Annotated in this window: 12 protein-coding genes; 11 read left to right on the top strand and 1 reads right to left on the bottom strand. The window is 64.6% G+C overall.

All coding sequences use genetic code 11. From position 1 onward, the window contains the following. Positions 1-69: 69 nt before the first annotated feature. The 11 genes from CB0101_RS03295 (at position 70) to CB0101_RS03245 (ending at position 10,879) form a co-directional block, all read left to right on the top strand. Entirely contained in the window at positions 70-801 is a 732-nt protein-coding gene (locus CB0101_RS03295; protein ID WP_010308125.1) for a phycocyanobilin:ferredoxin oxidoreductase, read from the top strand. Continuing rightward, positions 801-1,697 carry an HlyD family efflux transporter periplasmic adaptor subunit gene (locus CB0101_RS03290; protein ID WP_029552936.1) on the top strand — a complete coding sequence of 299 codons (897 nt, stop codon included), beginning with the start codon at positions 801-803 and terminating at the stop codon, positions 1,695-1,697. The genes CB0101_RS03295 and CB0101_RS03290 overlap by 1 nt, the downstream gene beginning before the upstream one ends. 11 nt (positions 1,698-1,708) lie before the next feature. Continuing rightward, positions 1,709-2,911: an ABC transporter permease DevC gene (devC, locus tag CB0101_RS03285; RefSeq protein WP_010308129.1), complete on the top strand. Its 1,203-nt coding sequence runs from the start codon at positions 1,709-1,711 to the stop codon at positions 2,909-2,911. A gap of 5 nt (positions 2,912-2,916) precedes the next feature. Further along, positions 2,917-3,627, top strand: coding sequence for a DevA family ABC transporter ATP-binding protein (locus CB0101_RS03280; protein WP_010308132.1), 711 nt, complete (start codon positions 2,917-2,919; stop codon positions 3,625-3,627). Positions 3,628-3,674: 47 nt separating this feature from the next. Next, positions 3,675-3,830, top strand: coding sequence for a hypothetical protein (locus CB0101_RS03275; protein WP_006171625.1), 156 nt, complete (start codon positions 3,675-3,677; stop codon positions 3,828-3,830). 94 nt (positions 3,831-3,924) lie between these two features. Next, positions 3,925-4,857, top strand: coding sequence for a glycosyltransferase family 2 protein (locus CB0101_RS03270; RefSeq protein ID WP_010308173.1), 933 nt, complete (start codon positions 3,925-3,927; stop codon positions 4,855-4,857). Between the two features lie 123 nt (positions 4,858-4,980). Then, complete coding sequence (rpsB, locus tag CB0101_RS03265) at positions 4,981-5,703, top strand: 30S ribosomal protein S2 (protein WP_010308176.1); 723 nt, start codon at positions 4,981-4,983, stop codon at positions 5,701-5,703. 134 nt (positions 5,704-5,837) lie between these two features. Further along, positions 5,838-6,494, top strand: a complete 657-nt coding sequence (tsf, locus tag CB0101_RS03260) for a translation elongation factor Ts (RefSeq protein ID WP_010308178.1) — start codon at positions 5,838-5,840, stop codon at positions 6,492-6,494. Further along, the gene (locus CB0101_RS03255; protein WP_010308181.1) at positions 6,494-7,702 is read left to right on the top strand and encodes a hypothetical protein; all 1,209 of its coding nucleotides are present in this window, start codon (positions 6,494-6,496) and stop codon (positions 7,700-7,702) included. Before tsf ends, CB0101_RS03255 begins: the two co-directional genes overlap by 1 nt. 14 nt (positions 7,703-7,716) lie before the next feature. Next, the gene (gene recG, locus CB0101_RS03250; protein ID WP_050778772.1) at positions 7,717-10,155 is read left to right on the top strand and encodes an ATP-dependent DNA helicase RecG; all 2,439 of its coding nucleotides are present in this window, start codon (positions 7,717-7,719) and stop codon (positions 10,153-10,155) included. A 4-nt stretch (positions 10,156-10,159) separates the two neighbouring features. Beyond that, positions 10,160-10,879: a M15 family metallopeptidase gene (locus CB0101_RS03245; RefSeq protein ID WP_010308188.1), complete on the top strand. Its 720-nt coding sequence runs from the start codon at positions 10,160-10,162 to the stop codon at positions 10,877-10,879. Here the strand turns inward: CB0101_RS03245 and sir are convergent. Further along, on the bottom strand, positions 10,862-12,670 hold the full coding sequence (gene sir / locus CB0101_RS03240; protein WP_010308191.1) for a sulfite reductase, ferredoxin dependent: 1,809 nt from the start codon (positions 12,668-12,670) through the stop codon (positions 10,862-10,864). The two genes, CB0101_RS03245 and sir, sit on opposite strands and share 18 nt — an antisense overlap. Positions 12,671-12,746: the final 76 nt, after the last annotated feature.

Genomic DNA, 12,746 nt, shown 5'->3' with positions numbered 1-12,746 from the left:
ACGGATCAGGCGCTGTGTCTGAAACCTCATTCTGCTGGCAGGATCGGCAGCCTGTCTGCCGGGAAGCCCATGAGTTCAGCTGCTTTGGGAATCCACCCGCTGGTGGACGCGCTCGCTGAACAGATCCGCAGCAGCTGGGAGCAGCTGCCCGCACTGCAACCACTGGCGGTGGATCCGGAGCTCGAGGCCATCAGCGGCAGCCTTGATGGCGAGGCGCTGTTCATTCGCAATGAGCTGCGTCAGTGCCAGGGGCTGCGCAAACTCCACCTGGAAACCGCTCGTCTGGGGGCCGGCCTGCAGATCCTCCATTGCGTGTATTTCCCAGATCCCCGCTACGACCTGCCGGTGTTCGGGGCCGACATCGTTGCTGGGCGGGGTGTGGTGTCGGCAGCGATCGTGGATCTCTCCCCGGTGAGCGGCCAGTTGCCTGACGCTGTGGCGCAGGGCCTGGCTGCTCTGCCAGCGCGATCCTTCAGCCAGGAGCGCGAGTTGCCGGAGTGGGGCTCGATCTTTTCCCCCTATGTGCGATTCGTGCGGCCTGCTGATGCAGCCGAGGAACAGCAGTTCATTGGTGTTGTGAGCGACTTCCTGCAGGTGCTCAGCGCTGCCTGCCAGGCCGCTGAACCGCAGCCGATCGACCACCCGGATACTGTGAAGCGACACGACGGTCAGCTCTCGTATTGCCGGCAGCAGAAGCGCAACGACAAGACCAGACGCGTGCTGGAGAAGGCGTTCAATCCAGCCTGGGCGGACCGCTACATCGAGGAGTTGCTCTTCGACGATCCCCTGCCGCTGGGCTGATGCGACGCCCGTGGCTTCTCGCCGGTGGAGCGCTGGTATTGGTGCTGCTGGCGGTGGTGGTGAGCCGCCGCAGTACGCCCAAGCCCCCGGCTGCCGTTCCTGCCGCTGTGAGTACACCTCGTTTGGAGGCGGTGTCGGCGCTGGGCACCTTGCAGCCCGCTGGTGATGTGCGCCGCCTGGCTGCGCCTTCAAGTGCCATGGGCGGCAGCCCACGCCTGCTCAGCCTCCAGGTGCAGGAGGGGCAGCGCGTGAAGCAGGGGCAGCTGCTTGCCACCTTCGATAACCGCCCCAAGCTCCAGGCCGATCTCGCTGCCCTGCAAGCCCGGATCAGCAGCCTCCAGGTGCAGATCCGCATGCAAACCCGGGAAGTGGAGCGCTACCAAAACGCCGCCAGCTCCGGTGCTGCGGCAATGGTGCTACTGGAAGAAAAGAAAGATGAGCTGGTGAAGCTGCAGGGGCAGCTGCGTGAGGCTCAGGCTCAGCGCCAGGGTCTGCAGGTGGATCTGGCCGACAGCGAGCTGCGCGCGCCCCTGGCCGGCACCGTGCTCAAGATCCACAGCCGTGCTGGGGAGCGTCCTGGCAATGACGGCGTTCTGGAGCTCGGTGCGGGCGACCAGATGGAGGCGGTGGCGGAGGTGTACGAGAGCGACATCAACCGCGTGAAGCTCGGCCAGACCGTGACGCTGGTGAGCGAGAACGGCGGCTTCAGCGGCTCCCTGCAGGCGCGTGTGATCCGGATTTCACCGCAGGTGCGTCAGCGCGCCGTGCTCTCCACCGACCCCACGGGTGATGCGGATGCGCGTGTGGTGGAGGTGCGCTTGGCCCTGGATCCGGCTGATGCCAGCCAGGTGCGGGATCTCGCAGGTTTGAAGGTGATCGCACGCTTCACCCCGTGAGGCCGAATTCCGTGCGCCTTCAGCCCCATTCGCTGCAGCGCTGGCTGGCGGGTCTCTGGCAGAGCCGCCGCATTCCGCTGGCGCTGATGCTGCTCACCCGTCAGCCGGTGCGTCTGGCTGTGGCCCTGGCCGGGATCAGCTTCGCCGGGATCCTGATGTTCATGCAGCTCGGATTTCGCGATGGCCTGTTCGATGCCAGCGTCACGATCCACCGGCTGTTTGATGCCGACCTGGTGTTGATCAGTCCCAGGTCGACCAGTTCCGTGAGCATGGCGGGCTTTCCAAAGCGACGCCTGGTGCAGGCCATGGCAGCCCCGGAAGTGGCAGGCATCACGCCGGTGCACTGGAATCTGCTGCTTTGGCGCAACCCTGAAACCAGGGGCACCCGCTCGATCCTCACCCTTGGGTTTGAACCGAACGATCCCCTGTTCACCGACCCCACGCTGGCGCCGAAGGCACGCCTGCTCACCCAGAAGGGTCGGGTGCTCTTCGATGAACAATCACGCCCGGAGTTCGGACCTGTGGCGCCTTGGTTCAAGGCTGGCCGCACGGTGGAGAGCGAGATCGCCGGTAAACGCGTGCGTGTGGCAGGCCTGGTGGGGCTGGGAACCTCCTTCGGCGCCGATGGCAACCTGCTCACCAGCTCAGAAACCTTCCTCGAGCTGCTGCCCAACACTCCCCCCGGCAGCATTGAAGTGGGCCTGATTCGCCTCAAACCGGGCAGTGATCCCGAGGCCGTGGCCCAGCGCCTCCAGGCTCAACTCCCCACCGACGTGAAGGTGCTCACGAAGCAGGGCTTCATTGATTTCGAGCAGAACTACTGGCGCACCAGCACCTCGATCGGCTTCATCTTCACCCTCGGTGCCGCCATGGGTTTTGTGGTGGGCTGCGTGATCGTGTATCAGGTGCTCTATTCGGATGTGAGTGATCACCTGCCGGAATACGCCACCTTGATGGCGATGGGCTACAAGCTTTTTAGCCTGTTGGGGGTGGTGGCCCGCGAAGGCTTGTTGCTGGCGGCGTTTGGCTATCTGCCGGCCTATGCCGCAGGCCAGGGCCTGTATTGGCTGGTGCGCAGCGCCACCCAACTGCCGGTGTACATGGACACCACCCGCGCCGTGACGGTGTTCACCATGATCCTGGTGATGTGCATGGCCTCCGCTGGCCTCGCCATGCGTCGCCTGGCGGACGCGGATCCTGCCGAGATCTTCTGAACACCATGGCTCAGACGGCTGCGATCGATCTTCACGACCTCTGCCATTGGTATGGCAGCGGTGACATGCGGCGCCAGGTGCTGCAGGGGGTGAACCTCCAGGTGGCCCCGGGTGAGGTGGTGTTGCTCACCGGGCCTTCCGGCTGCGGCAAAACCACGCTGCTCACCCTGGTGGGGGCCCTGCGCCAGGTGCAGCAGGGATCGGTGCGTGTGTTGGGTCAGGAGCTCAACGGAGCCGGCCGCCGCGAGCGGCAACTGCTGCGCCGCTCCATCGGGATGATCTTTCAGGGTCACAACCTGCTGCGTTGCCTCACGGCTGAGCAGAACGTGCAGATGGGCTCGGATCTGCTGCCTGCTCTGAGTTATCGCGCCCGCCGTGATCAGGCCCGTGAGTGGTTGCGCTCGGTCGGTCTTGGGGATGAGCTCAATAAATTGCCCCACGATTTGTCAGGCGGCCAGAAGCAACGGGTGGCGATTGCTCGTGCCCTGGCAGCGCATCCGCGGCTGCTGCTGGCGGATGAACCCACAGCCGCCCTGGATTCGAAAACCGGCCGTGAGGTGGTGGAACTGCTGCAGCGCCTGGCTCGGGAGCAGGGCTGTGCGGTGCTGATGGTCACCCACGATCCGCGCATCCTCGATATCGCTGATCGCCTGGTGCGCATGGAAGATGGTCAGCTCAGCGAGGCGGAACCTCCAAGATTGGTGACCAGCCACTGAACGTCATTCAGTAGTGTGGTGTTTACCCAAAAGTTCCAGCCGTCTCGATGGCCAAACGCCGCAACCTCAAGAAAGAAAAGCAGGAGCGCAACCGCGCCTACGCCCGCAAGTTCAAGAAGCGCAAGCTCCGCAACGACGGCCGCGGTGAAGGTGCTGGCAACGGCGTGACCGGAACAGCCAACAACGGTGGTGCGGCCGACTGATCGTCTGCCCTCCATGCCTCTGCTGGGGATCCCACGGGATCCCCTTTTTTGTCCCTGAGCCCATCGTCCTTCCGGTCTGCGCCACCCCCGCGCCATGTTTCTCAGCGTCGTCATCCCCACCTACAACCGGCTGCCGATCCTGGAGAAATGCCTGCGGGCCCTCGAGCAGCAGCGGCTCGAAGCGCCGATCAGCGCCTATGAGGTGGTGGTGGTCGACGACGGGTCGACCGACGACACCGTGGCTTGGCTGCTGCGCAACAGCGCTGAGTTTCCACACGTGCGCCTGGTGCAGCAGGACCATGGCGGCCCGGCCGAAGGACGAAACCGTGGGGTGGATCACGCCCGCGGCGATGTGATTGTGTTCATCGACAGTGACCTGGTGGTCACCGAAAGCTTCCTGATCAGCCACGCGCTCAAGTTGGAGCAGACCTGGCAGCAGCGTGGCGATCGGCTCTGCTTCACCTATGGCGCGGTGATCAACACCGCCAATTTCGATGAGCCCACGGCCGAACCCCACAAGCTCAGTGATCTCTCCTGGGCTTACTTCGCCACCGGCAATGTGGCGATTGATCGTGAGGTGCTGGAGCGCAGCGGGCTGTTTGACACCCGCTTCCGCCTCTATGGCTGGGAAGATCTCGAGCTCGGCGAGCGGTTGCGGCGGATGGGCGTGGTGCTGGTGCGCTGCCCTGAAGCGGTGGGATACCACTGGCATCCGCCCTTGAGCCTGGAGCAGGTGCCCCGCCTGATCGCCGTGGAGGGCGAGCGGGCCAAGATGGGCCTGGTGTTTTACCGGAAGCACCCCACGCGTCGGGTGCGCTTCATCATTCAGTTCACCCTGCTGCATCGGCTTCTGTGGGAGCTGCTCACCCTTGGGGGCCTGCTGAATGAGCGCAGCCTGCGGCCGATGCTGGCTTGGTTGATCCGCAGCGGGCGGCCCGGCCTCGCCATGGAGTTGCTGCGGCTCCCCCTGAATCGGATCGGTGTGCGTGCGCTCTACCGCGAAGCCAGGGCGGAAGGGCTGGCCTGAGGGAAGGGCCTCACTGCCATTTGGTAGGGTCGTCGGGTTCTTTCAAACCGCACACCTGCACGTTTCGGGTGACCCGCTCGCGGAGTCCCTGGCAGGTGGAGGCGAACCCGAAACCCTCAACTCATGGCTGTTGTCACTCTCGCCGAAATGATGGAGGCGGGTGCCCACTTTGGGCACCAAACCCGCCGCTGGAACCCCAAGATGTCGCGCTACATCTATTGCGCGCGCAATGGTGTTCACATCATCGACCTCGTGCAGACCGCTGTCTGCATGAACAACGCCTACAAGTGGGTGCGCAGTGCTGCACGCAGCGGCAAGCGCTTCCTGTTTGTGGGAACCAAGAAGCAAGCCTCCGAGGTGATTGCCATCGAGGCCACCCGTTGCGGCGCTGCTTACGTGAACCAGCGTTGGCTGGGCGGCATGCTCACCAACTGGACCACGATGCGCGCCCGCATCGATCGCCTCAAGGATCTGGAGCGCATGGAATCCTCCGGTGCCATCGCGATGCGCCCGAAGAAGGAAGCCGCTGTGCTGCGCCGTGAGCTTGAGCGCCTCCAGAAGTACCTGGGCGGCCTGAAGAACATGCGTCGTCTGCCCGACGTGGTGGTGCTGGTGGACCAGCGCCGTGAGACCAACGCTGTGCTCGAGGCCCGCAAGCTGGACATCCCCCTGGTGTCGATGCTCGACACCAACTGCGATCCGGATCTCTGCGACGTGCCCATCCCCTGCAACGACGACGCTGTGCGTTCGGTGCAACTGGTGCTCGGTCGTCTTGCCGATGCCATCAATGAAGGTCGCCACGGCGCTAACGACCAGCGCGGCGGTTACGACGACGAGGAAGGCTGAACACCAGCCCATCAGGCCTAAGAGCTGAGAAGCTCTCGCCTGATCACCTCACCCTTGCGGCGATGGAGCTTCCCTGAGGGGGAGCTCCTGCCTGTTTGAGCCCAGCATTTTTTCCCTCTTTCCACTTCAGATCCATGGCTGAGATCTCCGCCAAGCTCGTTAAAGAACTGCGCGACGTCACCGGCGCCGGCATGATGGACTGCAAGAAGGCGCTTGCAGAAACCAACGGCGACAAGGACAAGGCCGTTGAGTGGCTGCGCCAGAAGGGCATCGCTTCCGCCGAGAAGAAGTCGGGCCGTACCGCAGCTGAAGGTGCTATCGGCAGCTACATCCACACCGGCGCCCGCGTGGGTGTGCTGGTGGAAGTGAACTGCGAAACTGATTTCGTGGCCCGCGGCGAGATCTTCCAGGAGCTGATCCGTAACGTGGCGATGCAGATCGCCGCCTGCCCGAGCGTTGACTTCGTGAAGGTCGACGACATCCCTGCCGAAGTGGCTGAGCGCGAGAAGCAGATCGAAATGGGTCGCGACGACCTCGCCGGCAAGAAGGAGGAGATGAAGGAGAAGATCGTGGCGGGCCGGATCGGCAAGCGCCTCAAGGAGATGGCCCTGCTTGATCAGGCCTACATCAAGGACAGCACCATGACCGTTGAGGAGATGGTGAAGCAGGTGGCCGGCAAAGTGGGTGAAAACATCCAGGTGCGTCGCTTCGTGCGCTTCACCCTCGGCGAGGGCATCGAAGTGGAGAAGATGGACTTCGCGGCTGAAGTGGCTGCAATGCAGGCTGCCTGATGCGCGAAGAGGCCCAGCGCCAAATCAACCTCCTCCTGCAGCAGCAGGAGGAGCTGGCACCTGAGCTCTACCGCGATCTGGCCCTGTACCTACAGGTGCTTCGTGAAGGCCTGCTGCATGCCGTGCAGCAGGCCTGTTTTCATCTGGCCACCCAGGTGGTGCCAGAGCGCTACAACCAATTGCCCCCCGACCGTCGCCAGGCGTTTCAGCAACGGCTCCAGGAGCTGGTGCAGCGCACCAGCACGTTGCTCACCGTGGAGCAGGTGATGGGGCTGGCGGAGCAGCAGCGCCGGGAGCATCGCCGCCAACGGGCGCAGCAGCAGCGCGTGCTTGAAGCCTGCCTCAATGGTGAAGGTGGCGAGGCAGAACCAAGCTCCGAGGAGAGTTCGGCTCCGTTGCCTGCCGGCTCTGGTGAAGCCGCCACAGCTCAGGGTGCTTCGGTGCACCTGAGCCTCGATCTGCCGGTGTCGGCGGACCTGTTTGATCGGGGACTACCGGGATTACCCACGCCGCCTGCGGACCCTGAGCCCCCAACAGCGGCTTCGTCCGACCCTGAGCAGCCCACGGCTGATCAGCCCACTTCGGAGCAGGAGCTGTTGCAGTCGCTGTTTCAGATGGTGGCCGAGGGTTTGCAATTGGGCGCGTCTGAGGATCCATCGGAGCAAGCGCCGACTGCATCGGATGAGGCCACAACGCTCTTGGCAGCGCTGCCCGATCTCGATACCCGGGTGACCGCCTCCACCCTCCCGCGCGACCCCCTGTTGCAACTGCGCTGGTGGACCCATTTCGATCGCGCCCTGCGCCGCCGGCTACGAAACCTCTCCCATGCGGTGAATGTGGAGATGCTGCGGCTAGGGCTGGCCCAAGGCCTGTTGCCGATGAACTTGCTCGACGCGGTGCTGGATGGCCAGGTGGATGCCCTGCCAGCTCCCGCCAATTTGCTGCGCCTTCCGCTGCCCCTGGGTCAGGTGCTTGGACCGAATGCTCCCACCGAGGTGCTCACTCTGCTGCTGCGCAGCTCCGATCTGGAATATGAACAGCCCCGGCTTCGCACTTGCCGCAAGCGCCTCGAGCAGCGCCGCCGTGCATTGCGCACAATGGCCAAGCGCTACCGCAGTTGGCAGCGCCGCCTGAGCGCCCTTGAGGCTGAACACCAGTGGTTTCAGGACCATGCCCACAACCTGACTCCGGCGGCGGATCAGTCCTGAGCCTTCCAGCCTGGCTGCGGCCCCTCCAGCAGGGGTTGCAGCTGGAGGCCAATCGTGGCTTCGGCAACCTTCAGGGGCGGCGTGAGCCCTTTCAAGCCTTCCTCAGCCGCAGCTTGCGGGAGGCACCCGGGCCCTTGCCCCCCCATCAACAACAACTGCTGGAGCAATTGGCTCAGCAGTTTGAGACCTACACCGATCTCACGCAGGCCGGCAGGCAGTCGCTGGTGCGCCGTACCCGGCAGGCCCTGCATGAACTGCAGCGGGCCCATGAGCCGGTGCGGCCCGTTGCTCCCCCAAGGCTGCGCTTGGTGCCAGAGGCTGAGGCGCCTGCGGCATCGGGGCTCGCCAGCATTCGCCCCGACACCCCGCTCAGTGAGATCAAGGGGGTAGGACCGAAAAGTGCGACGCGGCTGGCGGCCCTCGATCTCTGGGTGGCGCGGGATTTGGTGCGCTACTACCCGCGCGATTACCTCGACTATTCCAACCTGGTGCGCATCGCGGCCCTCGAACCTGGACGCACCGCCACGATCGTGGCCACCGTGCGCCGCAGCCACAGTTTCACCAGCCCCCGCAACCCCAATCTTTCGATCCTGGAGTTGCAGCTGGCGGATATCACCGGTCGCATTCGCATCTCCAAGTTTTTTGCTGGCAAACGCTTCAGCTCGCCGGCCTGGCTGAAAGCGCAACAGCGGCAATACCCCACCGGCGCCACCGTTGCTGTGAGCGGTTTGGTGAAGGAAACCCCCTATGGCCCGGCGTTTCAAGATCCATTGATGGAGGTGCTGGCCAGCCCTCATGCGCCGGTGCAGAGCGAGCAGATCGGTCGCTTGTTGCCGGTGTACGGGCTCACGGAGGGCCTCAGCGCTGATCGCCTTCGGGCCTTGGTGCGGCCGTTGTTGGCGGCAGCGCAGGGTTGGCCCGATCCGCTACCGGCCTCGATTCAGCAGCAGGAGCAGTTGGTGAACCTCGGCACAGCCCTCACTCAGATTCACGCCCCCAGCGATCAGGCGTCTCTGGCCAAGGCCCGGCGCCGCTTGGTGTTCGATGAGTTTCTGTATCTGCAGCTGGGGCTGCTGCAGCGTCGCCGTCAGCTCACCAGCCGGCCGGCACCGGCGTTGAACAACCCCAGTGGCACGTTGTTGCCTGCGTTTCTGGAGCTGTTGCCGTTCCCGCTCACCGGAGCGCAACAACGGGTGCTGGCGGAAATTCGCGCTGACCTGGAGCGGCAGGAACCGATGGCCCGATTGGTGCAGGGCGATGTGGGCAGCGGCAAAACCGTGGTGGCCATCGCCGCCCTGCTCACCGCCATCGAAGCCGGTTGCCAGGGCGCCTTGATGGCCCCCACCGAGGTGTTGGCCGAGCAGCACTACCGCAAGCTCTGTGAGTGGCTTCCCCAGCTGCATGTGAGCTGCGCCCTGCTCACTGGCTCCACGCCAGCGCGGCGGCGCCGGGAACTGCTGGCGGATCTCGCCAATGGCACCCTCAAGATGCTGGTGGGCACCCACGCCCTCCTGGAAGACCCGGTTCAGTTCGCCCGCTTGGGCCTGGTGGTGGTGGATGAGCAGCACCGCTTCGGGGTGCATCAACGCAATCGCCTGCTGGATAAGGGCCTCCAGCCCCATCTGCTCACGATGACGGCCACGCCGATTCCACGCACCCTGGCGCTCTCGCTGCACGGTGATCTGGAGGTGAGTCAGATCGATGAGTTGCCCCCGGGCCGCACGCCGATTCGTACCGCTCTGTTATCTGCCGCCGAGCGTGAGCAGGCCTATCAACTGATTCGCGAGCAGGTGGCCCTGGGCCAGCGGGCCTATGTGGTGCTGCCGCTGGTGGAGGAATCGGAAAAACTGGATCTGCGCTCGGCAGTTGAGGTGCATCAGCAGCTCAGCGAGCAGATCTTTCCCGATCTGCAGGTGGGTTTGCTGCATGGCCGCATGGCCAGTGCCGACAAACAGGCCGCGATCGGTGCCTTCGCCGCGGGCGATACCCAGGTGCTGGTGAGCACCACGGTGGTGGAAGTGGGTGTGGATGTGCCGGAGGCCAGCGTGATGGTGATCGAACACGCTGATCGCTTTGGTTTAGCCCAGTTGCACCAGTTGCGTGGTCGTGTGGGGCGGGGTGCGGCAGCCTCGTTCTGTCAGCTGATCAATGACAGCCGGAACGCCCTCGCGCGTCAGCGCCTCGAGGTGCTGGTGCATTCCACCGATGGCTTCGAAATTGCCGAAATGGATCTGCGCCTGCGCGGGCCTGGACAAGTGCTCGGTACCCGCCAGAGCGGCCTGCCGGATTTAGCTCTGGCCAGCCTCACCGACGATGGCGATGTGCTCGAGCAGGCGCGCTTGGTGGCGCAGCAGATCATGGAGCGCGATCCCGGCCTCGAGGCCCATCCCTCCCTGGCCCAAGCCCTGGCAGAACAGCGGCAGCGCACGGCTGCCCCAGCCCGTTTGAACTGAACCGATGCGCCCTTGGAGCCCGATTCCGATTCATGAGTGCGGTGAGCCGTTGCTGCCGTTGCCCGCGGAGCTGCACCGCCTCGAGCCCCACCCCTATGCCCGTTTGGGGGCTCCCTATGGCGAGGGTGCTTCTCCATTTCGCCTGCGCCAGGGGGTGATCACGCGGCTGCTGGAGGCCCAGAGGCGGTTACAGCAGCACACCCCCGATTGCCGGCTGGCCATCTTTGATGCCTGGCGACCGATTGCGGTGCAGCGCTTCATGGTGGCCCATGCCACGGCGGAGGAATGCGCGGCGCGGGGGGTTGATCCCAGCCGTCCTAGCCCAGAGCTTCAGGCGGTGGAGCAGGAGGTGGGGCGCTTCTGGGCGCCACCCAGCGACAACCCGGCCACGCCGCCGCCCCATAGCACCGGTGCGGCGGTGGATCTCACCCTTGCTTCTCGTGACGGGGAGCCATGGGATCTGGGCTCTCCCATTGATGCCCTGGGCCCCGTCTCCCATCCCGAGCACTTCGCGGAACTGGCAAGGGATGCCAGCGATCCCACACGCCGACAGCAAGCGGCGCTCTTCCACGAGCGGCGTGCAACCCTGGCGGCGGTGATGCACCAGGCCGGATTCGCGCAGCACCCCAACGAGTGGTGGCATTTCAGCCACGGCGATCAGCTCTGGGCCTGGCGCACTGGCGTGCGCCAGGCCATCTACGGCCGATCAGGCGGTGGCAGCTAGGAGCGATTCCACCTGCTCGCGGCCGAGCTTGGCCACGTAATCGCCGAAGGAGCGGCGGCCGCCGGCTGCTTTCCAGCCCAGCAGCAACGGCTCGAGCGTGCTTTCGAGCTTCTCCAGCGGCATTTTTTCAACGTAGGGCTCGGCCAGACGCGTGAGGTTGGGCGTGCCACCCAGCCAAACCTGGTACTGGTTCACTCCGTCACCCACCAGCCCCAGTTCGGCCATGTAGGGCCGAGCGCAGCCATTGGGGCAGCCTGTCATCCGCACCAGCATGGGCTTTTCGATCTCCAGCCTGCGCAGCTGCGCATCAAGGCGATCGAGCACCTGGGGCAGGATTCGCTCAGCTTCCGTGACCGCGAGGCCGCACAACGGCAGAGCCGGGCAGGCGATGGCATGCCTTGCCAGCAGTGGCGGTGCCTCCGGTGTGGTGATGCCCATGGCCTCGAGAGCGGTGCGCACGCTGGCCCGCTGGGCTGTGCCGATGTTGCAGAGCAGGAGGTCTTGGTTCGGGGTGAGGCGCACCTCCAGTTGATAGGTCTCCACGAGCTCCCGCAGGCCGCGCTTCAGCTCACCGGCGAGTCGGCCGCACAGCAGCGGAATCCCCACAAACCATTTGCCGGTGCCTTGGCGATGCCAGCCCAGATAGTCCTGCAGTTTGGCCTTGGGCTCCAGGCGCATGCCTTTGATCGGATGCGCGAAGTACTTCGCCTTCAGTTCCTGCTTGAACCAGGCGATCCCTTGATCGTGAATCAGGTATTTCATCCGCGAATGGCGGCGGTTTTGCCGGTCGCCGTAGTCGCGTTGGAGGGCCAGGATCGCCTGAACCAGATCGAGCACATGCTCGGCGTCCACATAACCGAGCGCATCGGCCGTGCGGGCGAAGGTTTCTTCCTTGTTGTGGGTGCGGCCCATGCCGCCACCCACATACACGTTGCAACCCCGCAGCGCTCCATTGGCATCGGCAAAGGCCACCAAGCCGATGTCCTGGGTGAGCAGGTCCACGGAGTTGTCACCGGGCACCGTCACCGCGCACTTGAACTTGCGGGGTAAATAGGTGGTGCCGTAGAGCGGTTCCTCGGCATCGCCGCTGAACACGCCAGCGTCGTGCTGCCGCTCGCGCACCTTGTTCACCGCACGGGTGGGCTTGATGCGGTAGCTCAGTTCACCATCCACCCAGAGGTCGAGATACGCGCCTTCAGCAGCCACGGGACTGAGGGTGTCTGCAATGTCGTTGGCGAGCTGGCGGGCTGCCGGGTAGGCACCTTTGTCGAACGGTGCCGCCGGAGCCATCACATTGCGGTTGATATCGCCGCAGGCCGCGAGGGTGGAGCCCATGCCCCGCACGATCGTGCCGATCACCTCGCGCAGGTTGTGCTTGCGGATGCCATGCATCTGGAAGGCCTGGCGGGTGGTAACCCGCAGGGTTCCATTGCCAAGGCGATCGGCCAGATCGTCCATGGCGAGGAACAGCGAAGCCGGAATGCGGCCGGCGGGGCTGCGCAAGCGCAGCATCATCTGCCAATCGCGTTCTTGGCCTTTCTGGCGATTTTCGCGGTTGTCTTGTTGATAACTGCCGTGGAACTTCAGCAGTTGAACAGCGCCATCGCTGAAATTGGGTAGGTCGTTCTCGAGTTCGGCCGCCAAGGGGTCGCGCAGATAGGCGCTATCGGCCTTGAGCTGCTCGAATTTGCTGCGCTCGGCGCCGTTGGCAATGCAAGGCGAGAACGGGCGGCTGCCCTGCAGCTCAGAGCTGCGCTCTTCGGACCCTGCCGTCACGGTCACACGCTGCATCGAGATGGAGGTATGACCGTAGCGAAACGCCGTTCACCACTGAACAGACCTGGGGCTGAGCCTGAGCCCTTCAATA

Origin of the sequence: Synechococcus sp. CB0101, assembly GCF_000179235.2 — a bacterium.
Classification (GTDB): Bacteria; Cyanobacteriota; Cyanobacteriia; order PCC-6307; family Cyanobiaceae; genus Vulcanococcus.
Note: the sequence above shows the minus strand (reverse complement) of the source record. Positions and strands in the feature narration are given on the sequence as shown.